Source organism: Clostridium estertheticum (assembly GCF_026650985.1).
Taxonomy (GTDB): Bacteria; Bacillota; Clostridia; order Clostridiales; family Clostridiaceae; genus Clostridium_AD; species Clostridium_AD estertheticum_C.
Window position 1 is genome coordinate 2,973,136 of the sequence record NZ_CP086239.1, and the last position, 24,305, is coordinate 2,997,440.

28 protein-coding genes are annotated in these 24,305 nt (G+C 27.9%); 7 read left to right on the top strand and 21 right to left on the bottom strand.

Translation table 11 applies throughout. The annotated features are described in order from the left end of the window. Positions 1-18: 18 nt before the first annotated feature. On the bottom strand, positions 19-1,341 hold the full coding sequence (locus LL038_RS14175) for an MFS transporter (RefSeq protein ID WP_216122034.1): 1,323 nt from the start codon (positions 1,339-1,341) through the stop codon (positions 19-21). Between the two features lie 313 nt (positions 1,342-1,654). Between LL038_RS14175 and LL038_RS14180 the strand changes: the two genes are divergently transcribed. After that, positions 1,655-2,386 (top strand): GntR family transcriptional regulator, encoded by a 732-nt coding sequence (locus LL038_RS14180; RefSeq protein ID WP_216122036.1) that lies wholly within the window; start codon positions 1,655-1,657, stop codon positions 2,384-2,386. 628 nt (positions 2,387-3,014) lie between these two features. Here LL038_RS14180 and LL038_RS14185 read toward each other — a convergent pair. The 4 genes from LL038_RS14185 to LL038_RS25585 form a co-directional block, all read right to left on the bottom strand. Further along, complete coding sequence (locus LL038_RS14185; protein ID WP_216122039.1) at positions 3,015-3,227, bottom strand: hypothetical protein; 213 nt, start codon at positions 3,225-3,227, stop codon at positions 3,015-3,017. A 95-nt stretch (positions 3,228-3,322) separates the two neighbouring features. Further along, the gene (locus LL038_RS14190) at positions 3,323-3,454 is read right to left on the bottom strand and encodes a hypothetical protein (protein ID WP_268055872.1); all 132 of its coding nucleotides are present in this window, start codon (positions 3,452-3,454) and stop codon (positions 3,323-3,325) included. Beyond that, positions 3,451-4,110: a DUF1016 domain-containing protein gene (locus tag LL038_RS25580; protein WP_326493432.1), complete on the bottom strand. Its 660-nt coding sequence runs from the start codon at positions 4,108-4,110 to the stop codon at positions 3,451-3,453. Before LL038_RS25580 ends, LL038_RS14190 begins: the two co-directional genes overlap by 4 nt. Then, positions 4,043-4,471, bottom strand: a complete 429-nt coding sequence (locus LL038_RS25585) for a DUF1016 N-terminal domain-containing protein (RefSeq protein ID WP_326493433.1) — start codon at positions 4,469-4,471, stop codon at positions 4,043-4,045. The genes LL038_RS25580 and LL038_RS25585 overlap by 68 nt, the downstream gene beginning before the upstream one ends. A gap of 140 nt (positions 4,472-4,611) precedes the next feature. On the opposite strand from LL038_RS25585, the gene LL038_RS14200 reads away from it, so the two are divergent. Beyond that, positions 4,612-5,973: a homing endonuclease associated repeat-containing protein gene (locus LL038_RS14200; RefSeq protein WP_216122041.1), complete on the top strand. Its 1,362-nt coding sequence runs from the start codon at positions 4,612-4,614 to the stop codon at positions 5,971-5,973. Between the two features lie 68 nt (positions 5,974-6,041). Here the strand turns inward: LL038_RS14200 and LL038_RS14205 are convergent, their stop codons facing one another. Then, positions 6,042-6,473, bottom strand: coding sequence for a helix-turn-helix domain-containing protein (locus tag LL038_RS14205; RefSeq protein ID WP_216122043.1), 432 nt, complete (start codon positions 6,471-6,473; stop codon positions 6,042-6,044). 158 nt (positions 6,474-6,631) lie between these two features. On the opposite strand from LL038_RS14205, the gene LL038_RS14210 reads away from it, so the two are divergent. Then, entirely contained in the window at positions 6,632-7,027 is a 396-nt protein-coding gene (locus tag LL038_RS14210) for a (deoxy)nucleoside triphosphate pyrophosphohydrolase (RefSeq protein ID WP_216122045.1), read from the top strand. Between the two features lie 7 nt (positions 7,028-7,034). Continuing rightward, a complete protein-coding gene (locus tag LL038_RS14215) occupies positions 7,035-10,013 on the top strand; it encodes a DUF3427 domain-containing protein (RefSeq protein WP_216122047.1) in 2,979 nt (992 codons plus the stop codon). A gap of 596 nt (positions 10,014-10,609) precedes the next feature. On the opposite strand, the gene LL038_RS14220 is transcribed toward LL038_RS14215, so the two are convergent. The 14 genes from LL038_RS14220 to LL038_RS25700 all read right to left on the bottom strand — a co-directional run bounded on the left by LL038_RS14220 (position 10,610) and on the right by LL038_RS25700 (position 21,219). Next, on the bottom strand, positions 10,610-11,380 hold the full coding sequence (locus tag LL038_RS14220; protein WP_216122049.1) for a hypothetical protein: 771 nt from the start codon (positions 11,378-11,380) through the stop codon (positions 10,610-10,612). A gap of 5 nt (positions 11,381-11,385) precedes the next feature. Continuing rightward, a complete protein-coding gene (locus tag LL038_RS14225) occupies positions 11,386-12,324 on the bottom strand; it encodes an AAA family ATPase (protein ID WP_216122051.1) in 939 nt (312 codons plus the stop codon). Next, positions 12,299-13,435 (bottom strand): DUF262 domain-containing protein, encoded by a 1,137-nt coding sequence (locus tag LL038_RS14230; RefSeq protein WP_216122053.1) that lies wholly within the window; start codon positions 13,433-13,435, stop codon positions 12,299-12,301. Before LL038_RS14230 ends, LL038_RS14225 begins: the two co-directional genes overlap by 26 nt. Positions 13,436-13,491: 56 nt before the next feature. Beyond that, entirely contained in the window at positions 13,492-13,680 is a 189-nt protein-coding gene (locus LL038_RS14235; protein WP_216122055.1) for a hypothetical protein, read from the bottom strand. 284 nt (positions 13,681-13,964) lie between these two features. After that, entirely contained in the window at positions 13,965-14,201 is a 237-nt protein-coding gene (locus tag LL038_RS14240) for a hypothetical protein (protein WP_216122057.1), read from the bottom strand. A 158-nt stretch (positions 14,202-14,359) separates the two neighbouring features. Then, positions 14,360-14,818 (bottom strand): hypothetical protein, encoded by a 459-nt coding sequence (locus LL038_RS14245; protein WP_216122059.1) that lies wholly within the window; start codon positions 14,816-14,818, stop codon positions 14,360-14,362. A 9-nt stretch (positions 14,819-14,827) separates the two neighbouring features. Further along, positions 14,828-15,403, bottom strand: a complete 576-nt coding sequence (locus LL038_RS14250; RefSeq protein ID WP_216122061.1) for a hypothetical protein — start codon at positions 15,401-15,403, stop codon at positions 14,828-14,830. 125 nt (positions 15,404-15,528) lie between these two features. Beyond that, a complete protein-coding gene (locus tag LL038_RS14255; protein ID WP_216122063.1) occupies positions 15,529-15,831 on the bottom strand; it encodes a hypothetical protein in 303 nt (100 codons plus the stop codon). 281 nt (positions 15,832-16,112) lie between these two features. Then, on the bottom strand, positions 16,113-16,523 hold the full coding sequence (locus LL038_RS14260; RefSeq protein WP_216122065.1) for a hypothetical protein: 411 nt from the start codon (positions 16,521-16,523) through the stop codon (positions 16,113-16,115). After that, positions 16,499-17,494: a hypothetical protein gene (locus LL038_RS14265; RefSeq protein WP_216122067.1), complete on the bottom strand. Its 996-nt coding sequence runs from the start codon at positions 17,492-17,494 to the stop codon at positions 16,499-16,501. Before LL038_RS14265 ends, LL038_RS14260 begins: the two co-directional genes overlap by 25 nt. A gap of 738 nt (positions 17,495-18,232) precedes the next feature. Next, on the bottom strand, positions 18,233-19,144 hold the full coding sequence (locus tag LL038_RS14270) for a hypothetical protein (RefSeq protein WP_216122069.1): 912 nt from the start codon (positions 19,142-19,144) through the stop codon (positions 18,233-18,235). Positions 19,145-19,329: 185 nt separating this feature from the next. Next, the gene (locus LL038_RS14275) at positions 19,330-20,523 is read right to left on the bottom strand and encodes a hypothetical protein (protein WP_216122071.1); all 1,194 of its coding nucleotides are present in this window, start codon (positions 20,521-20,523) and stop codon (positions 19,330-19,332) included. 346 nt (positions 20,524-20,869) lie between these two features. Then, positions 20,870-21,112, bottom strand: coding sequence for a hypothetical protein (locus LL038_RS14280; RefSeq protein WP_216122073.1), 243 nt, complete (start codon positions 21,110-21,112; stop codon positions 20,870-20,872). 23 nt (positions 21,113-21,135) lie between these two features. After that, positions 21,136-21,219, bottom strand: a complete 84-nt coding sequence (locus LL038_RS25700) for a zinc-ribbon domain-containing protein (RefSeq protein WP_216122172.1) — start codon at positions 21,217-21,219, stop codon at positions 21,136-21,138. A gap of 981 nt (positions 21,220-22,200) precedes the next feature. Between LL038_RS25700 and LL038_RS14285 the strand changes: the two genes are divergently transcribed. The 3 genes from LL038_RS14285 to LL038_RS14295 are packed head-to-tail and all read left to right on the top strand — an operon-like array spanning position 22,201 to position 23,525. Next, entirely contained in the window at positions 22,201-22,422 is a 222-nt protein-coding gene (locus tag LL038_RS14285) for a hypothetical protein (protein ID WP_268055873.1), read from the top strand. A 38-nt stretch (positions 22,423-22,460) separates the two neighbouring features. After that, positions 22,461-23,069, top strand: coding sequence for a hypothetical protein (locus LL038_RS14290; protein WP_216122075.1), 609 nt, complete (start codon positions 22,461-22,463; stop codon positions 23,067-23,069). Between the two features lie 45 nt (positions 23,070-23,114). After that, complete coding sequence (locus LL038_RS14295) at positions 23,115-23,525, top strand: hypothetical protein (RefSeq protein WP_216122077.1); 411 nt, start codon at positions 23,115-23,117, stop codon at positions 23,523-23,525. Between the two features lie 384 nt (positions 23,526-23,909). On the opposite strand, the gene LL038_RS14300 is transcribed toward LL038_RS14295, so the two are convergent. Next, on the bottom strand, positions 23,910-24,080 hold the full coding sequence (locus tag LL038_RS14300; RefSeq protein ID WP_216122079.1) for a hypothetical protein: 171 nt from the start codon (positions 24,078-24,080) through the stop codon (positions 23,910-23,912). Between the last annotated feature and the right edge of the window lie 225 nt (positions 24,081-24,305).

Here is a 24,305-nt window from a genome sequence, read left to right on the forward strand (position 1 = left end):
TAATAAATATTAAAGATTCTATTTTATAGCAACTCTTGGAGCATTTTCATAATCCACTTTCGAAATAGGTTTTATGAACCTCAATGCCCCTAAAGAACCGATCAAAGCAATAACTCCAGCTAAAACAAATGCTGTTGTGAACCCACCTGTGTATTGCACTATAAATCCAGTTACCAACGGTCCTAGAATACCTGCACAATTCCCAATTGCATGCATAAATCCACCTACTGAACCTACATTGTTTGAATCCACTACATCGTCTACAATTCCCCAATATATAGCACCTGTCAAATACATGAAAAATACGGCAATTGCTAACATTGAAATAGATCCTACTGTATTTTTCACTACTCCTGCTAAAATAATAGAAACTGCGGCAATAAACAGACAACTAACTACAATAATTTTTCTAGAAAATAGAACATGTCTATTTTTGAATTTTTTAACTAACTTATCAGAAAGAATTCCTCCAAATGCTAATCCTATAAACCCTAGCGTCCATGGAACTATATTTACAATACTCATTGTTGCTATAGATAATCCTCTCTCTTTAATTAAGTAACTTGGGTACCAAGTTAAAAAGAAAAACAAAATATAGTTATATGAAAAAAATGCGACAGCAGTAAATATAATCGTTTTCTGTTTTAAGTAAAAAGACGTTTTTATCTTATTAATAGGCTTTTCTTGTTCAATTTCCACATTTTTAGAAACTTCTTCTTGACTTTCCGCATCCTGATATTCATTATTTGTTTTCTCCTTAGCGATTTTCCACCAAGCAATAGCCCAAATAAACCCAATAGACATTATAATAATAAAGGAGATTCTCCAACCATATTTAATACAGATAAATCCAATAATAGGTCCAGAAATTGCACCGCCAAGTGGTGTTCCACTACTAGCAATTCCCATTGTACTAGCTCTCTTATTTGGTGGGAACCAAGTATTTATCATTTTGTTAGTTGTAGTTGATAACGGACCTTCAGCCATTCCAAATAAAATCCTTATAATTATCAAGCTAAGAAATCCTACTGCAAAGAAAATAGATCCACTAAACGATGACCAGACAATCATGGCTACTAATAATGTTTTTTTTGCACCATATTTATCAGACGCAATTCCTCCGATTATGTTAAATAATGCATATCCTATAGAAAAGCAACTGAAAATGGCACCCATTTCTATTGATGATAAAGCTAAATCTTTTTGAATGAACGGTGCCGATATAGAAAGCGCAGAACGATCCAGATAATTCACTACACCTGCTAGAAATAATAACAACAAAATTAAATTTTTTCTTCTTTCCATTTTAGTGTCAATTTGACTTTGTACTTCTAGATTCATATTGATCCCCCTAATATTTATATTTTTTTAAGAGATATTACATACAAGTAAACCATTACATTTTGGTCAAAAAAAATAACTAATTTAATTTATCAAAAACTAAATTCTTATTTCATTTACTAACATGTTAGCATATTAGTATGTTACCATGGTTATATATTTATGTCAATAAAACTTTTAATAACATTTTGATAAATCTTTATCAATAAATGCCCTAGTAAACTTCAGAATATATATTTGCATATTAGAAATAATCTAATATTATGTGGTATAATATTAGATTAGCATATAACAAATACTTTGGAGGTAACTTATGTCTTATGAAGAAAAACGGGCTGTTACAATTGGCGACAGCGTTTATTATAGTTTACGAAAGAATATCATGTATTTAAATTTAAAACCTGGTGAATCTATTAATACAAAAGAAATTGCAGAACAGTTGGGGGTTAGTCGTTCTCCAGTACGAGATTCACTTATTAAATTACAAAAGGAAGGGCTCATTACAACGATACCAAAAAAAGGGACTATTATTTCAAAAATAGATTTAAACAGAGTTGAGGAAGAACGGTTTTTACGACTGTGCGTGGAAGAAAAGGTATTATTATTTTTTTTAAAATGCCACTCAGATTCAGATTTGGCTGAGCTAAAGGACAATTTGGAAAAGCAGAAGGAATGTATTTCTAAAAAAGACATGGAATCATTTTTAGAATATGATGATCAATTTCACGAAGTCTTCTTTAGAGTATCTAATAAAATGCTATGCTGGGAAGCATTAGATAATATGTCTGGTCATTATCGGCGAGTTCGATTTATGGCTTTGTCAGATGCATTAGTAGTAAACTATGTAATTGACCAGCACGAGCGGTTCTTAAAATTGATACTGGATGAAAATGTTGAAGATCTTAAAATATTAATAGAATTACACATTACTCAGCAAAATAAAGAAGAGAAAGCATTAATTGAAGAATATCCTGATTATTTTCATTGTGCCTCAGATGATATTGAGAATTTTTTAAAAAAAGATTTCTTAAAAATGATTAAATAATATTATTTTACACGCTTTTTTATTATGATTATTATCATAAGGTGTTATAAAAACTTCAATCGTCCAACGTTGGGTATATTGATGAAGAATTTCTTCTGTTGTAAGACTAGTATCTGTTAATATAAAAGCCTTTAATGCATTTTGATTATATAGAGCATTTTCACATAAACTTGTTTACCCTCTAAGTTAGAAAAATAGAATTGGGTTATTATTCTTAATAGCGGTTGCAGGATTAGGCATATACATAATGATTTTGTTTATAAAGGCATTAATGTGAACTAAGGAAAGCAATTTGGCTTTCCTTAAAAAAAATGTCAAGTTTTCAACACTATTATTGAAAATATCCTAATGTTATTATCCTCATCTAATTCTCTAGCTTCTATACTTCTTAAATAATATTCAACCTAAATAGTTAAACATAAATGACCTTATCGAGTGATAAATGCATTTAGAAAACTCATAGATACTAACTCTAATATTCAAACTCATTTTATCAACAATATTATGATAAAATAGCATACTTGTCCACAAATAACATCAATACTCTTACATTCACTTATCTACTCGATGCTTATTGTTATATTTAGTTTATGTTTTAAGAACAGTTTTAATTTTCAACATACTAATACTAGGATTCATTTTCACCTATATTGTCTATAACTACTTTCGTCTTTAAAATAATTTTTTTAATAGGTGCCACTAAATAAATATATACATAATCACCTTTCATCACATTTTTATCTGTTCCCCAGTCTACTTCATTTAACTCTTTAAAAGCTGATATTACATTATAGCTCATCATATCGCAAGAAAATACCCAGTTTTTAATATCATTCCTCACTATGTTCATCTCCTCTAAATACCTAGCAACCTTGCTTGTAAATTTACATTTATATAACCATCACATAATTAAATATTTACCTGTTGGAAAATATTCTAAAATTGATTTACCATATTATTTAAAATACTATCTTCTATTCCTTTTATATTTACTTCAACACCATTCACCCTTATCCCACTCCCATCTACTATTTCTACCTTCACATCCCCAATAATATACTCCCTCACTTTTCCCTTTCCTCAAGTTCAAGTATTTCTCTCTCCTTATTTATCTCTTGCTTTAATTCTTCTTCAGTAGGCATATAAAGCATATACCTTGAAGCAAATATTTGTTTGCTTTCTTCTAAAATTGAATATTTTACTATGGTTTCATTCTTTTCAGAGCATAGTATAATTCCTATTGTTGGATTATCATCTTCTCCCTTTACTTTCTTTTCATAGTATCTAACATAGAAATCCATTTGTCCTATATCCTGATGAGTTAATCTGCCTAGTTTTAAATCTATTAGTACAAAGCATTTAAGCAAATAATTGTAGAAAACCAAATCCACATAAAAGTGTTCTCCATCGGCAGTTATTCTTCTTTGTCTTCCTACGAAAGAAAACCCCTTTCCAAGTTCTAATAAAAATTCTTGCAAATTTTCTATCAATCCTTGCTCTAAATCTCTTTCTAAAAATCTTTTGTTTTCTTTCAAATTTAAAAATTCTAATATATATGGATCTTTGATCACATCATTTATATTTTTTGAAGGCTCTAAGCCTTTTATTTCATTTCGGACTTCTTCTTTATTACTCTCTTGTGTAGATATAAGCCGTTCATAATAGAATGAATTTATTTGTCTTTCTAAATTGTCTTGTGCTCCAATTACTTTTAATACATTCATCTATATAGAATTTTCTTCTTATTTCATCATTAAGTTTAATTATCATTCTATAGTGAGTCCAACTCAATTCTTGACGCAGTGCGTCAACATTATTGAACAACGCATAAAATTTTCTCATTCTTGATAAATTGCTTTTATCGAAACCTCTACCATAATCGTTTGTAAGCTCTTTTGATAATTCACTTATTAACTCTTTACCATACTCAGCTCTTTCATTTTCCTCTTGAGCTAAGTATATTGTTTTTCCTATCTCCCAATAAGCTTTAACCATATAAAAGTTTATAGATGCATAAGCTTTAGAGCGTGCTTTTTCTAATGTATTTTTAACATTTTCATATTCTTCATCTCCATACGGAAACATAACCTAGGCTCCAAAGGTATCATATTTATTATGTTAACCTAAAAGTAAACTTATATTTATAAGTACCATATTTACGTATACTAAACAACAAACTGCAAATACTAACCTTAAAGTATTAATAAAAAAGGACTGAGGTTACTATGGATTATAAACAATGTAGACACTGCAAAGAAACCAAGGAACTACCACAGTTTAATTTAAATAAATCTTCTAAGGATGGGCATCAAAAATACTGTAAAGAATGTAATAAATATTTGAATAGAAGAAATAAAGAAAGAAAAGCCTCTAAAGAAGGCAGAGTGATGCTCCCTTATAAATCCAAGAAATATTCAACTGTAAGTGATGAGGAATTACTACAAATTATAAAGGATTTCTTTAATGAATTTAAACGCGCACCAACAACCTGTGACTTTGATAATAATGATAAATATCCCCATTTCAAAACATATTATAGGCACTTTGTTTATTATAAACCAGATACTTTAGTGTCTAGTTGGAATGATATCTTGAGCTTGGCAGGTGTATCTCCTCTTGATTATAGAGACTTCTGGTCTGCATGGCAGTATCTTGTTGAGATATCAGCGTCAATTCTGGAAGGCGACTGTCTCTTTCAATATTGCGGATTTGGTTTAAATTTTAAACCAGATATTTATATTCCACTTAAGCATAAAGTAATTGACGCGGCCACTTCTAATTACGCATGCAAACATAAGGTAAAACAGTATAAAAAAGCTACCGATAAAGGTGCATCAGTAGAATATTGGTGCTTAAACAAAAATAACAGGCCCGGTTTAAACTTACCGAATCTGAAATATGTTTTTGCTGATGAAATTATTTTGAAGTTATCGGAACTAGGTTATCATAAATTATGTTATGATATCAAGAACCTTCATCTAGTATATAAAGACTTTAATGACACATATAAGGAGCATAAAAAAGACTATATAATTAAAAAGCTAAAGGAATTTTATCTTAAAAATGGTAGAGCTCCCTTTACTAGAGACTTTTTAGGCAACCCAGATTACCCCTCCTCATCAGCTATAACACATTCGTTTGGAACCTTTAATAATGCATTAATTGCATCCGAATTAACTATAAATACTTTTGCTAATTTACCCTTTGATGAAAAAATAGCTAAGGATGATTTAATGAATCTTATTAATAAGCTTGGAAGGTTGCCTAAATGGAGAGAACTACGTCCCCCTAATACTACTTTTACTCAAAAGGTTTATTATAAATATTGGGGTAGTATTGAAAATTGTGTTACCGCAATTGGACTTGATTATACTCACTTAAAAAATTCATCTATCGACCTCAGAGTTAACTCAAGACTAGATTCAATAATAGAATTTAAAACATTATACAATCGCATGCCAGTAATTAGTGAGTTTGGCGCTAAGAATGCCCTTCCTAGCTACCACTGGGTCTGCAATAATTTTGGGGCTTATGAAAATTTAATAATACATTTAGAAAATCTCATAGATACTAACTCTAATATTTAAGGTCATTTTCTCCACAATATTATGATAAAATAGTATACTTGTCCACAAATTAGGTGTGTACTATTTTATCATTCCTTCTCTGTTTCTCTTTTTACTAAACCATAAATAATATCAATACCATTTATTAATGTATGCCTTTGCCTAGCATTTATTTCTATATTATTAAGAAGGATTTTTCCGTCTTCTGCTAAATTCTTTATTAAGGTTGCTATTTTTTCTAGTTCAATAAATTCAGAATCATTAAGCATATTATATTTTTGACCTAACTCCTTAACAACATGGATATCATTACACAACAAGTAATCCAATGAAACATTAAAGTATTCTACAAAATTCCTAATAGCATTCATCTCTGGTACTCTTTTATTATTCTCGTATTGGCTAATAGTTGTTTTCGTGAATGCATATCCATATCGCCTATTAAATTCATTAACGATTTGCTGCTGAGTTAATTTCTTAGACAATCTTATGCTCTTAAATCTTTCTCCAAAAGTATTCAAAATAAATTCCTCCATAACCTTAGCTTTATTTATAATTATGGCCAAACATTCACTTGTCTACTCGATTATTATTTTTATATTTAATACCTGTAATTAAATATACCCCCTGGCTTTTACACTAACCCATTTTATGCTAAAATTAATTAGAGGTGTTTTATATGAAAAAGCTAATAAAAGTTGTAGCAGCTATTATTGAAAATGAAAATAATGAAATCTTATGTGCCCTTCGCTCGCCAATAATGTCCCTTCCAAACATGTGGGAGTTTCCTGGTGGTAAAGTAGAAAGTGGTGAAACTTTAAAAGAAGCTATAGAAAGAGAAATAAAAGAAGAACTCCATTGCGATGTTGAATTTATAGATATATTTAATGATAATACTTTTGAATATGATAAATTTATAGTAAATTTAATTACTATTAAGTGCCGCATGACATCTGGGACTCCTACTGCAAATGAGCATTCAAAATTGATATGGTTACATAGAGAAAATTTACTTTCACTAAACTGGGCTCCAGCAGATGTGAATGCGTTAAATCAGCTTTTGAAGGAAGTGTAATGCACGGTTGAAAACTTTAACTAAGATAGAGCAAAATAAAGATTTAAAATCTATTATAGACTTTAAACCAATTGATGAAGGCAATCATGATCAAATTAATATTGCCCAGGATATTTTAACCGCAAGTGAAACAGGATTAATAAACGGCTTAGTAAATTCCAATTTAGCATTGAGACCCAAACTTATTTTAAATGATTATAGTAAAGGCAGTAAAGTATTAAGTGATATTGTTGTAGAACTTATGAACTGCAACGAATTTATGATATCTGTTGCGTTTATTACAAGTAGCGGTATTACCCCACTACTTGAGACCTTTAAATACTTAGAGGCCAATGGAATCAATGGTGAGATATTAACCACAGATTATCTGAATTTTAGTGAACCCAAGGCGTTAAAGAAACTTTTAGAGTTTTCTAATATTCATATTAAACTATATTCTAAAAATAACTTTCATACTAAAGGATATATTTTTAAACATAGTGATCATTATAAGCTTATTATTGGTAGTTCTAATTTGACTCAAGCAGCATTAACTAAAAATAAAGAATGGAATATAAAACTATCTTCTTTAGAGGAAGGGTCATTAACAAATGAAGTAATAACCGAGTTTAGATCTATGTGGAATGAAGCTGATAATTTAACTTTAGAGTGGATCGAAGCTTATGAAAAGATATATTTAAAACAAAGAGAGTTTGCTCGAAAAAGCAAAGTTCCTAGACTTTCTCAATACACACTAAAGCCCAATAAAATGCAGGTATCTGCAATTCAAGCTTTAGACGCATCACGAGATAACGGAGCTAAAAAAGCTTTATTAATTTCAGCTACTGGTACAGGCAAAACTTATTTATCAGCTTTTGATATTAGAAATTTCAATCCGACACGGGCGTTATTTATTATACATAGAGAACAAATTGCAAAACAAGCCTTAAATAGCTTTAAAAATGTTTTTGGGGATACTAAAAGTATGGGTATTCTTTCAGGTAACTCAAAAGATATTAATAAAGATTTTATATTTTCAACTGTACAGACTTTATCGAAAGACGAAGTATTATTAAGTTTTCCTAAGAATGAATTTGATTATATTGTTATAGATGAAGTTCATAAAGCTGGTGCCATTAGTTATCAAAAAATTGTGGATTATTTTGAGCCAAAATTTTTACTAGGGATGACAGCCACTCCAGAAAGATCTGATGATTTTGATATTTTTAAAATGTTTGATCATAATGTGGCTTATGAAATTCGTCTGCAACAAGCTTTAGAAGAAGATTTACTATGTCCATTCCATTATTTTGGCATTACTGATATATCTATAGATGGTAATGGATTAGATGATACTACAGATTTTAAATATTTAGTAGATGACCAAAGGGTTAATCATATTATCAATAAACTTAACTTTTATGGTTATTGTGGTGATCGAGTAAAAGGACTAATATTTTGTAGTGATAAAAAAGAAGCTAAAGAATTATCGATTAAGTTTAATAAATGTGGCTTAAAAACATTAGCATTAACAGGAGATAATACTCAACTAGAACGTGAAACAGCTATTGAGCGCTTAGAACAAGATGAATTCACTAATTGTTTGGATTATATTTTTACAGTTGATATTTTTAATGAAGGAATAGACATACCCTCAGTTAATCAAGTTGTTATGCTAAGGGCTACTAAATCAGCTATAATTTTCATACAACAATTAGGACGTGGTCTTAGAAAACATAATTATAAAGAATTTGTTGTCATCATAGACTTTGTAGGAAACTATGATAGTAACTTCTTCATTCCCATAGCACTTTCAGGAGATCGAACCTATAATAAAGATACTATTAGGAAATATGTTATGGAAGGAAATAGAATAATTCCTGGTTGCTCTACTGTTAATTTTGATGAAATTTCTAAGAAACGTATTTTTGAATCTATTGATAAAGCCAATTTTAATGATATTAAAATTATTAAGGAGAGTTACAAAAATTTAAAACAAAAACTAGGTAAAATTCCTAGCTTAAATGATTTTGATTTACATGACTCCATTGATCCTATAAGGATTTTTGATAATAACAGCTTAGGCTCATATCATAAGTTTTTAACAAAGTATGAAAAAGAATATACGGTGCAGCTTGATACTGTCCAAGAATCTTTTATAGAATTTATTTCTAAAAAACTTGCTTCTGGAAAACGAATCCATGAGTTAGAGATGATTAGATGTACCATAAATTATAAGTTTGATTTAATATATAGGCTAAGACATATTTTAAAAGAACAATATAATATAGATTTCAAGGATAGTACAGAAACCTCAATCGTAAATGTGCTTACAAATCAATTTGCAAGTGGATCTGCTAAATCAACATATAAAGATTGTGTTTTTTTAGAAAAAGATGGTTTAGAGTATAAAACCTCAGAGGTTTTCATTGAAAATCTGAAAAATGAAGAATTTAAAAATATGATTCTAGAACTTATAGAGTTTGGTATAGATAGACATAAAAGATTTTATAGTACCAATTACATGGATACAAATTTTCAATTGTATCAAAAATATACATACGAAGACGTGTGTAAATTATTAGAATGGGAAAAAGGTGAAGTAGCTCTTAATATTGGCGGTTACAGATTTGATAAGAAAACCAAAACTTATCCCGTATTTATTAATTATAACAAATCTCAAGATATTAATGCTTCTATAAACTATGAGGATAGATTTGAGTCCGCATCACAATTAATTGCAATATCTAAATCAGGTAGAACAGAAAAATCTGCAGATGTTGTACAAGCATATAATGCTGAAAAAGATGGTGTTGAAATGAGTTTATTTGTAAGAAAAAACAAGGATGATAAATTATCAAAAGAGTTTTATTATCTTGGAAAAATTAATACTGTAGGTACACCTACTCCAATCATTATGGGAAACACTAATAAGACTGCTGTTGAAATTAGGTATCAGTTGTATACACCTATAAGAGAAGATCTTTTTGATTATATTATCTCATAAATTTTTATAATAAGATTAGTATTTAATCTTTATACCTGCTCGTCTGTTTTCGAGTTAGGCTATGTACTTTCCATGTAATGATAGCTAGTACCATTGAATGCAATATAGCCTTGCATTTTCAATGGCTTTGGCTACCTTTCTTTATATCTAATATCATTAGGTATCATATAAAAACATACAGTTTGTTATCAATACTCAATGCATCTCATATATATTTAAAATATTATTTTTTCTTAATCTTTCTATAAAAATAATACTTGTATTCTCTCACCTTGTTCTAATTTTATATTCACAGTACTACAATTATGCTTATTTTAATATTATTTCACCTTAAATATTTCTATTGTTTTTATCCACATTATTTCAACACTAGTATCAATATGAGGTTACGACAAGTATACTCATATCTTTTAAGTTTCCTTAATAACTTCAACTTCTCATAATTATTATGATTATATTTATTGATAGAAGCGAAACGTGGCCTTTAAGATTCACCAATAATAGATTATAAGTTACTAAAAACAATTTTCTATTTTATATTATATTCCAACTATTTTTTCACTTTACCTGCAACATAATTTAAAATTAACAAGGTATTATATAATTCTTTTACTCTTTCCTATCATATAAATATATCCACATAATTTTACTCTTGCTTTCTCATCCAAATTTTTAAGTTTATCCATAAATAAATCTACAATATAATTATTATATTTTCCATTTCTTAGGTATCTATCTCCATTTATCATATCTTCACAAAATTTTAGTAGTTCTCTAGTTCGATACTTTGAATCATTTAAATTAAATTTTGCAATATGTTGATTAATAAATTCTTTTTCCTCATCTATATAAGGTACTGCTATACTAGGTTCAAATGATAATTTAAGTAAATTATATTGAATTCTATATATATGTTTTCTTGTAATAACTCCCATAGGTTGTAAAATAATCTTTCTTTTTTTTAAATATATTCTCTTAATCCTTTTATACGATGAACATTCTTTCGTACATTTTTCTTGAGTACACACAACCTGCTCATAACTTTCAATTTGTTTTTTTGTAAATAATTCTACTTTGTCTCCCACTTTTTTAAATGATAGATTACATTTAGGGCAAGCTAATCCTATATTAGGAACACACTCCAATAATCTTATAGAAGAATGTCTCTTCTCAATGGAATGTTCTAAATGTCCAAATCTTTTTGAATCAATTTCTATCCTACTATAACAATACATACAGTAACCACCAGTAGTACTATATAGTAAATCTAATAAATTAGCGCCATTTAAACCTTTATACCCATAACTCATATTTCTATCATAGTTTGGAACAAATGATGGTATGTCAAGTATTGTAAGGCTACTCATATTAATTACCACCCCTTGATTTGTTTATAAATCAATTTTTGTACTGATGTTAATTTACTATAATTTATTTTCTGCAGTTCATCATCTTCTATTTGTGTCCAACTATCTATAATCTTTAGGTCTAATAGTCTTTGCAACTGGCTATCTATTAAATTATTTTTATCTTGTTGTATATTCCTAAATAATTTGTTAAATAATGTATTCACATCTGTTAAGGTTATAAAGTCATTACTGTCTAATATACTAAAATTATCTTTCTCCAATGTAACAATGTTACAATCATTACTATTAGCTACTAAATCACTAGAATGTGTGCTTACTATAAAATAGTGTCCTGAGAATTGTTTAATTATAAAATTTAAGATTCTTGCAGAATATTTAGGTGATAAAAACTCATCTATTTCATCAATAACAATTAAACCTCTACCCATAAGATGTTCATCATAAAAAATAAGTTCTGTAAACATACGAATAATCGCTTGATATCCACTTGATAGTTCTACTTCTTGACCATCTATTTCGACTTTAACTTCACCATCTCCAAAACCCTCTTGTAGTTTTTCTCTCTCAATACTAAAATCTATATTAAGAAAATCTTTTAATAAACTTTTTAGTCTTTCTTGATATATAGGATACAAGCGTTCTATATGCTCGTTTTCACCAAAACTATCTGTTAAATTATAAAACCCATTCTGTACTCTTGTATTTACTATCTCTGTACTTGACACACTACAGTCTACTCCATCTTTAGATAAGTTTGTGCTGCTTATATTAAAATAACGATTGACTGAATCTATATAGTAAGCATTTAGTTTCATCTTACTAACAATGTTTCTAAGCAGCTCTGACTTTCCGCTGGAATTATCGCCCAAAATAATCCAATTCCTATCTTCATTTTTTTGTATAAGCCCACTTACCTTATTTAGTATATTTGAGTATTGCATTATATACCACCTTTAACTTTGTTTCTATAGCTGTCTTTGTTGCATTTCCCTGTCTAATAGTATTCTTATAATCATTAATGTTTAATATGTTCTCGCATAACTGTGGAGTAATATCTACGCATAAATGCTTCTTATCTATGACTGTAAACAAACCTTCTAAGAATGTTATTTGCGTTGATACTCTTCCATTTAATAAACTCATAAACTTTTCAATACTACTTCTATATTCAGCAATAGTTTTATCATTAAAAATAAGTGCAACTTGTGAAAAGTCATTTAGTAGATTATTCATATTCTTATAATTCTCTATCTTAAATTCACCATCTTCAAATTTTATGAAATATTTGAAAGCACAAAATCTTAATAGATACTCAATATTCCTGCTATAATTTTTGACATTTCCAAATAACTCGTTCCATTTGTCATTTTCTACATTAAACTGAAAAAGCATTTCATAGAACTTGCATCTATAAATACCATTCCTTAACTCTTGATTTGTCAAAGGAGTTCCTCCTGCGTTTAGGTTGGCAAAAATTTTATATAAATAACGTTCTCTTAATCTGTCATCATCAATATTAATCTCTATAACAGTTATTGAGGTATAATCCAACTTTCTTCTTATTTTCTCAGATAATCTACTATAAGTAATATCTATTGTTTTTTCTACTTCTTTGCCCTCAATTAAATCATAATATTTCATTTCATAATTTTTATCTTTTAATTCATAATTATCCTCTAATTGTTCTTGAAAAGGTTTATTTGCATGAGTAATACTTTGTAAATTAATATAATTGTTACGTTTTTTCTTTGTATACTTTCCTATATAATAGAAAAACATGCTTAAAACACGTTGCTGACCATCTAATATTTCTAATTGATTTTGCTTATTTCTATAAGCATAAATAGGTGGAATAGGCATTCCTTTAATAAGTGAAATAGCTAAATCTTCAACTTGATGCTCTGTCCACTTGTAAACTCTTTGAAAGTCTGGTATCACATATAAATTTTCTGATACTCCTTGCACTAAGGTTTTAAATCCCACATCTGTTTTATATTGCTGAACATTTGCATCCCCATATATAACTATATCTGTCTCTTTATCTTTATTCAACTTTGCTTCACCATCCTTCTTTTAATTATCTATGTACAGTATATCATAACAATGCTTTAGCAAGCTACTTGTCTGGGTTTAAATGACGTTTTTGTAGTATATACATTTCCTTTATAATTTACTGATACATTAGTAATTACTGCAAATTCCTTAGTAGCTCTACTTATCTTAACAGGTATTACTGCATTACCATTTGAGACCATGGTTGCTTTATTTGCAGCATTTGTAGATTTATAATGGCACACTATTTTAACAGAACTTTTTGCAGAACCATTTACTGTGACATTAACTACATATTACGATACAATTTCTAATTTTACCCTTGCATTATTATTAAGAATGTCGGTCTTTTCTTCTACATATTCACCGCTACCACTTATATTAAGATATCGGAATAAATAGCTCATGTACTTAAAATAATAAAACCTTGAAGCATCATACCCCAAAGTGTACCACTTCTTATACTCATCATTCTCTGTATCCTTTAAGAATTTTGAAAAATAGTATATTGAATTAACATAATAGTATTTTATATGTCGGAGATTTTCAATTGATAATTTATATAGTTAGTTTTAACATCAGATGCTAAATTGAAATGTTTTTTATAGAAATCGTATTTCTTTTGATAGCCTTCGTGAATATAAACATTCCTAGCACTTGCTACTATAGCTCTATGTAAAATATTTTTTGGATCTAATTTCATAATTTCTTCAATACTCATTTCATCTTGTATTTTTCTAAATGCGTAATCAAAATCGACTTCCATATATTCTCCCCATAATTTTATAATATTAAACCCTGTCTTCATCTCAGTTTTGCTTAAAAGTTTCTTTATATCTAGTTACATTTATTTATGTTATGTTATTTTTAGGTTGCTGTATGGGTTACTGTATTAATTAATATTAATCGGTTAAATATCAGCAGTTATGAAAACAACTCCAAAACGTTACTTTTGAATATATTCCAATTAATGGTCATCTCGTTAAGAATAAATTCTTTAATATCCGACTCATTCAAAATATGTTTATACTTATCTAACACATCTATTGTATATCCAGATCCATGACTCCATCTTGCAATAACATAATTCCAAAATTCATTATTTCTATTTAGAGGAGAAAACACATTTAAATTGATATATTCTTTTACCCTTTCAGGAATATCCTCACTTATAGTTTTATAATCATTATTTATCTGATATTCAAAAGTTTCCATATAAACTTTTAAATTTGAAGATTTTTGAGATTTCTCATTAATTAATTCTATTAATTTATTTTTAAGTGTTTTCGTAGCAATAGATAAAATATCTTGTTTTAATATATTTTTGGCCCTCTCAAATATATCAATATCTCTATATGTATATATACCAAACCTATTATTCATACCCCTTAGCTATCCAGCTTTTAAGCCTTCAATATATTTATAAAAGTTTTCTGCAAATCTATTTGATATTTCACTAAACATCTCTCCATTATTATTTAATAAAGTTTCCAATCCACTTTTTATCTCATATACTATTTTTTGTTCATCCTCGTCAAGAGGTTGTCCGTTTTTTATAGTTGTAAACTTTTCTTCCAGTATTTCTACATGCTTTACCATCGATATCTCACGTTTTTTCACTAAATAGTTAATATAATGTACTATCTCATTTTTATCCTTTTCTATTACATCAGAATCAATACTACTAATTTTTTTAATAGTATTTCCTTTTAAATATAAAGAGTTTTCAACATACCCTCTATATGCATTATAAAAAATAATATTATCAAAATCAAAATCAACCCCATGATTTCTTAACACATTTTCTATGCCGTACTTTCTCTTTCCCATACCTACTTCATAAATGTTATCATCATTATCAGAAGATTCTTTTCTTCCTAAGTCTTCTAGTTCCCCGTTTCTTGGTAAAACCGTTAATCCTACTTTATTCTTTATAAATATTTCATCATTTTTTAAATTTCTCTCCATATATGCTAAGATTTCCTGAGAAGGACTTTCTATACGATCAGTAAACAAACAAATAACATTGTCCCTTTTACTAATATATTCGTCTATTATATAATTATCTGGGCCTTGGATACCCTTAGTATCTATTATATTATATTATCTATTTTACTTCCAAGTAATTTTTTCTTATTAAATAGATCTTCTCTTAAGAAAATATATGTAACTTTGGGAATTGAAACATTTTTATTTTTCCCCTCGTCAATTTCTATCGTAGCTTTTTTTAACCATTCTTTTTCATTTTCAATACTCAGGTCTTGTGGGGCATAAATTTCCGTTTTATTTCTTTCATTAATATTTATTTTTTCAAAGATTTCTTTCTTAAATTCTTCTATACTCTTGGTATAACTATCAATATACCCTTCTAATTCTTTGATTGACTTGAATTCCATAGCATTTCTTAAGAACTTAAATAATTCTGGCGAAGAATCTATTTCTTCTATATTTTCCTTTTTTAATTTTTTGTGTTTATTCCATTGCCATTCACAAAAATCATCTATATCTCCCTTAACTTCTTCTTCACTCTTAGGGTCTATCTTTATATACGTTTTCTCATTGTTATTTATTATTATACTACCAAGTGTTGTAAATCATAGCCCTACATCTAATAATGGAATATCACTTAAAGAACTTTCATTTAATTTGAGGTTGCTAGTTAAATTTAATAAGTTACTTATAGCAGTAGTTTTTCACTCCCAAATTTGCCCATGAAAACCATATCATATTTTTGTATTTTTAGGATATCTTCGATTTTTACTAACTTTTTATTAATACTTTCTAAAGCCCTAATAGAAATATTATATCTTCCATCATTTGCTTTAAGTCTGTTCGTAATCTCATCTTCAATTTTGATTTTAAATAATTTTATATCTATATTTTTTAAATCTTCATCAATATATTTATATTGTGTATCGTCTAAACCACAAAGTATCTCTTGCTGAGTTAAATTTTTTTCTACACATTCAATTATTTTATACTGCTTCGTTTTAATTTCTAATAGATTTCCACCTATATTTAATGGATTTAGCTTATTATTTTTATCATTAATTAAATCTATAATTACTTTTTCTGTTTCATTATCCAAAGTTTTTTTATACCAAAATCTACTTTTTCTTCAATAGTATACGTTAAAAAATTATTTCTTTTATTACCCTCAAATATTTTATTTTCAATAATATCATTATAATTTTTGCTAATCCAATAAACAGTTTCTCTCATAAAAAAGTCTTGAATATTTTCAAGCCATCTGTCACCCTCCGGAAATTCAAATAATATTTTTACAATTTTGTTATCACAAATAATACTTTTAGTATAAAAATGTCTATACCAATGTACCCTTGATATAACCTCTATATCCTTAACCTCTAGAATATCTATATTACATCGTCTTTTATCCGCATCTAATGAATCACCTACTCTTAATAGGTAAGCTAAAATTTTAACTTGTATTTGACATTCATCTGCTTGACCATTATTATAGAATTCATTATCTAAAATTGACAAGTCTTCATTGTGTGCGAAGCAAATTAATGCAACTGTACTTAAATAATCATCTATTATTGGTAATTTTAAAACATCACCAACTACATTATTTTTCATAATCCACATTGCAGAAATAATGTGGTGCTTATTTCTTATAAAATCATAAAAGTCCGCTGAATTTTCATCAATTTTTCCTATTTCCTCAACTGAAATTAAACTACTTAAAAGGAGTAAGAATTTATTTTTGTATTTTTTTTCTGTAAATAACCCTATTACTTTTTTCTTATTGATTAATTCCATTCCTATATCATGTAGATATATTGCTAGAATTAATGAATACAATTCTGAATTATTAAGTTTAATATCGCGATCTTTATTTTGCAACATATCACAAAACAATTTATATATTCTTTCATTAATACGGTCTGAGTGCTTTATACCATGATCTGTAAAATTAAATAATGGTGTGTTTCTTTGTATTAATTCTTTAAGCTTCTCCTTACAATCATTAATACTTTTTAAATAGTATTTTCCATACTCATTTGCCTCAAAAAGCTCTTCTAATCTACTCATTTGAATTCCCCCTGATAAATTAAATATAATAAATTTGACTGGAAAGTGTAATATAAATTATTTTTATCTAATTAAGACTTATTTAACGAAACAATATCTCAATCTTCATATTATTATTCTACATAATATGTCAATAAACTTCTTTATTGACTTTTTATATATTTTTATATGTATTATTTGGCTAAAAGAATTAAAACCGAGTGATCACTGTGATCACTCGGTTTTAAATAGTACTACAGAAAAGCTTCCCTCTTAACTAGGGCGTAGCTATATGACAATCATTTTATTCCATATCTTCTTGTTATATTAAGTGCTATTGTATACATGATTTTATAAGATTCTTTACATATAGTTATATTTAATTATGTTATATTATATTTAGGTTACTGTATAGGTTGCGGTAAAATGAATGCATATAAAGTATAAGGGTTCTTTTTATTGTTACTTTAAACTCTCTATTTTAGTTATTCAAATTTGTTTATATTGTCGTTGGAATTGTTAGAGGAATCAATTACTTTACCCTTTTAATTAGCTGTATATGTTACTATTTTTTCTTAAATTTAAAATATTCTTTAATTCTCTTATTCTTTTTATTTAATCCATTGTTAATCTCCAATGGATTAATATTGACAATTTTATTTTTAGGTATATATGCATATTCATTATAAGCGTATACGACATAAAAGTCGTCATAGCTGACTAAAATTTTCCCATATATACTACCTGAATCTAATAAAATCAATGAATTTTTATTGAATTCACCTTTTCTAAAATACTTCTTAACCCAAACCCGAAAAATACTAACGAATAAAAAGTTAAAAACAAAAATATTAATTTCAAAATAAAAGTAACTTTTGCACTGCTTGTATTATGATTGTAAGTTAAATTACCAACATTAATATTTTTTATGTCTAATGTCACTATATCTCCATCAACAATTTCTATAGTACTATTCACATTACTGTTGTTTACAAAATATCTTTTACCATCATATACCAAAGAGAATATTCCTTTTTTATTCCCATTAATAGTCTGTAAATGCCCATCTGATATTATTAAATCGTTCATTTTCATTTGAATACTGTCATCCTTTGACATAACTGTTTGTTGTTTTGAAAAAATAGATCCAATAAATAAGTCATCTCTATATACTGAGATCCTATATACTTTATTATTCATATCCATTTCACTAAAAGATCCTACTATTGATGTACAAACACATATTACCGATAAGGTTATTGCAACCCATAAAAATAATGATAAATAAGGTGTTTTCTTTTTGTTTAACATTTTGACAAAATTTACTTTCACAAAAGTATATATTAATAAATATATTATACATATGGTTACAAACGCATATAAAGAAAAAGTGCTATATTTGCTAGTTAAATATTTACTACTTGCGCCTCTACTTATCAAAGTATTTGGCTTACTACTAGCTATAATAAAGATAATAATAATGGCATAGAATAGCATTCCTAAAAATACAGATATTCTAAGTATCGTGTCTTTTTTTGAAGTTTGTTTTATTCCAATTATAAAATCATTAAAAAGCATATCATAAGTAAAGTTTAAGAAAAATCCACTAAAGCCAATTAAAATAGCCAATAAAGTAGTAATGATAACCAAATAATCTCTAATTTCAGTCACTAATATTCACCCTCATTTTATATGTCTTTATATTTCAATGTCTTTTAATAGCTTACCAACATATTTTATTCGTTTCTCAAGTAATAAAAATTTGGTAACAATAAATCCTCTAGTTAAACTACTACAGTCAATATATTGGTTGAGACAAGTTAGTATCTCTTCCTCTTATGCTTCTTTTAAAAAGTTTATATCATATTATTTTTTTGGTTCATTAGTCGCATAATATCTTTGTCAAAATAATGCCTTGGTGTCCATCCTCGAGTAATCCCTTCTAATACATATGTATCTAATAAGTTTAATCCAACATCAATTAATGGTTCAGCAATCCTCCCTACGGTAGCTCCTGCTGCTAAACCAATTGGACCTGCTACAGCTGCTCCAACTATTCCAGTAACCGCAGTAACTCCCAATGTTTTTATTAACTTACCTTTATTAGTCTCAAAAAAACCTTTTGAATTTACAATGCTATCTATATACTCTTTAACAATTTCTTCTTTATCACAGTTCTCTGAACTCTCCACTATCCAATCACGAAACTTAGTAGCATTTCTTGAATTACGCAATTTAGGAATATCCTTTATATTTATAACTCCTGTTTTAATCATTTCCGTAAAATTAGGTACTCTCTCAATTTCAAAAATTGAGTTTGTTAACTCTTCTATTAAGTTAACATCCTTTAATCTTAGCATTTCAAATTTATTAAGCTTTGCCACCTCTAAGGAATTATTAGTACTATACTTGTATTTTGCTATTACTGATAACTCCAAACATTGCGTTGTTAGATCGCATAACTTTGCTCTTTCATCTTTGTTTAATTCAAGTAATTCTTTTATTTTGGGTAATCCTAATTCGTTAAATAAATTTTGGTTATATCCTTCATACCCTATATTTACCGCATCCACCGATAGCTTTTTTTCTGGCATCTTATAAATTTTAGAAACTTTTCTTATAAGGCTTCTCCTAGCTCGTCTAGGTAGAGGATTTTCCATCCATTTCAATCCGGATTCAATTGATGATTCGGGATCACAATGTACTTTAGAATTCATATACCCTGATTGTAGTGGCATAATCCCTGGATTCGTATCTACCAAATATGTGATACTTGGAGCCCATAGCATGAATTCAATTGCCCCCTGTTCAATCAGTTCTTCTACACCTTTTAACCCAAATTTATTAATTAGAATTACTAAAGGTATATTCTCTCCATATACTTTAATAGCAACTCCGTTATGTAATAATAGTTGTTCTGATATACTGTTTATTACTTTAGAATAATCTCCGTTAAACTCCATAGGATTTTTAATTAAGTGTTCATTTCCTTTCACTAGATATTTTCTGGCAAATAAATTAAGCGTAGTATCAAATATTAATCCTGTCACAATAACCTCCATTTAACATATTATTAATTTTCTTCCTTTTGCTTTATAGATAATAAACCTAGAAGAAGTCTTCTAGGTTTATTATTGGAATCCCCTTTTTAAATGGCATTTAAACCTTAACAAGTAAAAACCCCTGCCAAACATGCTATTAAGTTATCTACGGATATATTTGGAACTTAATATTACCTCATTCTATAAATCTTTACTTAATTATTACATTTCCACTTCCTATATTTTCTTTTCCTTCTTTCGTAAAGTCCACTCTATATGTGCCTGCATCAACAATTTTTATAGGTATTGCCATTGTAACATCCTCCTCTGAAGAAACATAAATAGATTCAGAACCTCAATCAATTTTATATACAGCTACTTTGACTTTATCTATACCAAATACTTCTGCTGACTGCAACTCCACTGTAACAGAACCAACTGGGAATTTATTGCTTACACCTGTCGGCTTTAAGTCTTTATCTACAGCCTTGCAAAATATAACTGATTTTGTTACACGCTTAGCTACTGACGAAGTAGTAGTAGTAGTTACATCATTACCTCCGCTTGATGCAATTGCAATAATAATAATTATTATCACCGCAAATATTGCTCCTAGTGTAATTAAAAACTTGTCAATGTGGCTCCACATGATTGACAGAACTTTGCACTATCGTCGTTTCCATCACTACATTTTGAACATTTCATAATCGTGTCACCCTACTGTTATTTAATATTAATAATCTGCATTATAATATTTGAGTCTCTCTTTACTTAATTAACCTAATTATGTAATTCCACACAAAAATTTAAAATCCTCTTAATTTCAACAAATATTTTTCATGAATATCCCTTCCACAAAATGAATCTAGTTGTATAAAAACATCCATGACCATCAATAGATCCAACTATCTCCTTACACTCTCTTATATTACCATGGAGATTACAATTTCTAGTCTTAATTATTCATTTAAAATTAATAAGCAGGAGTAATTTAATAATCCTGCTTATAATTTTGAAAGAAGAAAAAAAGACTTTTCAAAAAAACACATTAAAATATTAGAAACTGATTTTTAAAATAAAGTGCTTTATAAATAACTGAATAATATTCTCTTTCTCTATGTTACATAAATGGTATGGTATAAATGAACGAGTATCTTATCTAACGGATTACCAAGGTAATACCTCCTCACCTACACACATATCCCTGTAGTACTACGCTTTAGAATGAGCAATTTTTGTTTAATCTCTCATCGTTGTTACTATGTAAGACTCGTCCAACAATAATTTTATATCTTAGGAATTAGTGGCTTATATAGATGCTAAACTAAAGGAATAATATGTTATAATATAGAAAAAAGAATGCTTTATAAGATGAACTCTGAGAATAGAACATTGTCGATAATGTACGGTTAAAGCGAAAAAGTTACATGTAAACATATCAATATTTATATGTGAAAGATTATAGAATTAAAAAGAAGGAAATCAGGACTAATAGATTAACATAAAAGATAACGTTTAGGAGATTGAAGATATCTGACGAAATGTATTTATAAGTCCCTAAAAGGTGTAATTATAATAATATTCACACTTTTCTTGGTGTACATAAATGACATATACTTAAGAAATCACTTTTATTTGTATAATAAACAATTGAGATACTCCGATCATTTTATAGCTGGTATTGCAATGACAAGTCTATTATATCTATTCATAGATGATGCAAAATGTAGCAGTTATACTTATGGAACAGTATGCATTATTTGGGAAGCTTGTGAGTGGTGGAACAGGGGTTACTTCCAATTTGACCAGTTAATATTTGATTTTTTAGGAGTTACAATTTTTATGCTGATATATTTGTTTAGTAATGTAAAATTTAACAATAAGACTTCAAAGAAAACTATAGCTTAAATTCACAATAAAATAGAACCCTTAAAAGGAGACAAACTATGAATGAAGTATCAAAGGAAGTCATATTAAATAGCGCTAATCGTAAAATTATAGAACTGCAAAAGATTTTTTCATTATCATTTGAAAAAATCACTGTCGAGTTAGATGAAGAATCTGAGATTGGATCTGGTTATTTTAAGCCCGAATTTAAAGAAAAAATATTTTTAGTTACTAAATATTTTGAAGATGAAGATAAAAATGTTTTAAATAAAATAGCTAGTGAAAAAGTGGCACATGAATTTTGTCACCTTTATGTGAACGATATGGGTTATATTGCTGGAGGAGCATTTAATAAAGATATAGAAAGAGAATTATTAAGATTAATTGACACGATCGAGATAATGACTATACGTGATGATCTTAAAAAATATGATATTACTAAATTAATTTCAGAGTATGCATATAAAAATAGTAGCATCAATGAATGGCATGAGGTGTTATGTGAGTCTTTTTCACGATATTTTTGTTATGATTATATTAAGAATGAAGAAAACCTAATTAGAGAAGCTTACACTGTCCATAAGGGATTAGTTGACTTCCTTATATCTTATAAAATAAGAGATAACTATTTTATAGATGAATTAGATTTAGAATATTCAGGCTTTTAAAATAGTAAATTTAATAAAGTTTAATATAAGGAGTAGTGAGAAAGTATGTTTTGGGATAGTGTAAGTCAAACTATATATAGACAAGCTAAGAAAGAGTTAAGAGTAACATTGTCTAATAATAAAAAATTATCTGATGTAAAAGCAGGTATTATAAAAGAATTAAGAAAAATGTCAAATAGAGATTTAATTAATGAAAAGTCTGAATTAGAAATGGCTATTCTTTATAAAGAACTTCATAATATCGATAATTTTATGTCATTAAGATTTGCTTACTATGCTTTAGTTTTAGCTATTATAGTATTATTAAAAGGAATAGATATCAATCAAATTAGGAATCAGATACTATGGGTATTGATTTTATTGTTAGTAACTTTTAGATATACCTCTGATACTCAAAAAGAGCAAATGTTATACTACAAATTTAAGTTGGGTTGTATAGACGAAATATTAAGGTAAACCATTGCATAAATATACCTAATATAAAAATGTTAGTTTAAGAAAAAAGATACTTGTAGTCTATGGTTATATCTAACCTTTATACATCTGCATTATTTTTGCTTGTCTGTACCTTGATACAGGAAGTTATCCATTACATACTAAAAATTTAGCTAGCTTAACCACGAAAAGAATATATAGTTAATAGCTATATATTTTCTATGGATATTAAGCAAATAAAAATTTTCAAAATTGTCTATACTTTAAATATCCTTTATTTTAGAATTGTTTGAATGCATTAAAAATACTGTACTGGGATCCCCTGGGTGAAGTATTTTTTATTTTTTGTAGTTAAATTTTATTAATAAGGTCTACACCCTTTTTAAATTACTATACTTCTCATCCTTAAAATCCTTTAACCTTATCATATATAGTTGTTATTATTTTAATCAAAATTAATGATTTTGATAAAAGACCATTAGTTATTGTATCATTTGCTAAACTTTTCGCCTTACAATAATTAACAAATTCTTTAAAGCCCTCCTCAAACGTTTTTTCATTGTTCTTTTTATTCATTTTTATTTTAGTTCCACCTCTCAATATTATTGATAAGGGAAACCATGAAAAAGGGTAAAAAAAGTACGCATGACTTCTCTTTTTCTTTCGAAAAATCATACGTACTTTCTTGAATGTATCTATATATATAATATAAAAAAGCTTGCAAACCCTTTAAACTCATTGGCGGGGAGAGGGAGATTTGAACTCCCAGAACGGTATAACCCGTTCGCCTGTTTTCGAGTT

Excerpts from the sequence above, each read along its gene's own strand:
- LL038_RS14175 (WP_216122034.1), bottom strand. The coding sequence starts at position 1,341 with ATGAATCTAGAAGTACAAAGTCAAATTGACACTAAAATGGAAAGAAGA.
- LL038_RS14180 (WP_216122036.1), top strand. The coding sequence starts at position 1,655 with ATGTCTTATGAAGAAAAACGGGCTGTTACAATTGGCGACAGCGTTTAT.
- LL038_RS25580 (WP_326493432.1), bottom strand. The coding sequence starts at position 4,110 with ATGAATGTATTAAAAGTAATTGGAGCACAAGACAATTTAGAAAGACAA.
- LL038_RS25585 (WP_326493433.1), bottom strand. The coding sequence starts at position 4,471 with ATGTTTCCGTATGGAGATGAAGAATATGAAAATGTTAAAAATACATTA.
- LL038_RS14200 (WP_216122041.1), top strand. The coding sequence starts at position 4,612 with ATGGATTATAAACAATGTAGACACTGCAAAGAAACCAAGGAACTACCA.
- LL038_RS14210 (WP_216122045.1), top strand. The coding sequence starts at position 6,632 with ATGAAAAAGCTAATAAAAGTTGTAGCAGCTATTATTGAAAATGAAAAT.
- LL038_RS14220 (WP_216122049.1), bottom strand. The coding sequence starts at position 11,380 with ATGAGTAGCCTTACAATACTTGACATACCATCATTTGTTCCAAACTAT.
- LL038_RS14225 (WP_216122051.1), bottom strand. The coding sequence starts at position 12,324 with ATGCAATACTCAAATATACTAAATAAGGTAAGTGGGCTTATACAAAAA.
- LL038_RS14240 (WP_216122057.1), bottom strand. The coding sequence starts at position 14,201 with ATGGAAGTCGATTTTGATTACGCATTTAGAAAAATACAAGATGAAATG.
- LL038_RS14245 (WP_216122059.1), bottom strand. The coding sequence starts at position 14,818 with ATGAATAATAGGTTTGGTATATATACATATAGAGATATTGATATATTT.
- LL038_RS14250 (WP_216122061.1), bottom strand. The coding sequence starts at position 15,403 with ATGGAGAGAAATTTAAAAAATGATGAAATATTTATAAAGAATAAAGTA.
- LL038_RS14255 (WP_216122063.1), bottom strand. The coding sequence starts at position 15,831 with ATGGAATTCAAGTCAATCAAAGAATTAGAAGGGTATATTGATAGTTAT.
- LL038_RS14265 (WP_216122067.1), bottom strand. The coding sequence starts at position 17,494 with ATGAGTAGATTAGAAGAGCTTTTTGAGGCAAATGAGTATGGAAAATAC.
- LL038_RS25700 (WP_216122172.1), bottom strand. The coding sequence starts at position 21,219 with ATGAAATGTTCAAAATGTAGTGATGGAAACGACGATAGTGCAAAGTTC.
- LL038_RS14285 (WP_268055873.1), top strand. The coding sequence starts at position 22,201 with ATGACAAGTCTATTATATCTATTCATAGATGATGCAAAATGTAGCAGT.
- LL038_RS14290 (WP_216122075.1), top strand. The coding sequence starts at position 22,461 with ATGAATGAAGTATCAAAGGAAGTCATATTAAATAGCGCTAATCGTAAA.
- LL038_RS14295 (WP_216122077.1), top strand. The coding sequence starts at position 23,115 with ATGTTTTGGGATAGTGTAAGTCAAACTATATATAGACAAGCTAAGAAA.
- LL038_RS14300 (WP_216122079.1), bottom strand. The coding sequence starts at position 24,080 with ATGAATAAAAAGAACAATGAAAAAACGTTTGAGGAGGGCTTTAAAGAA.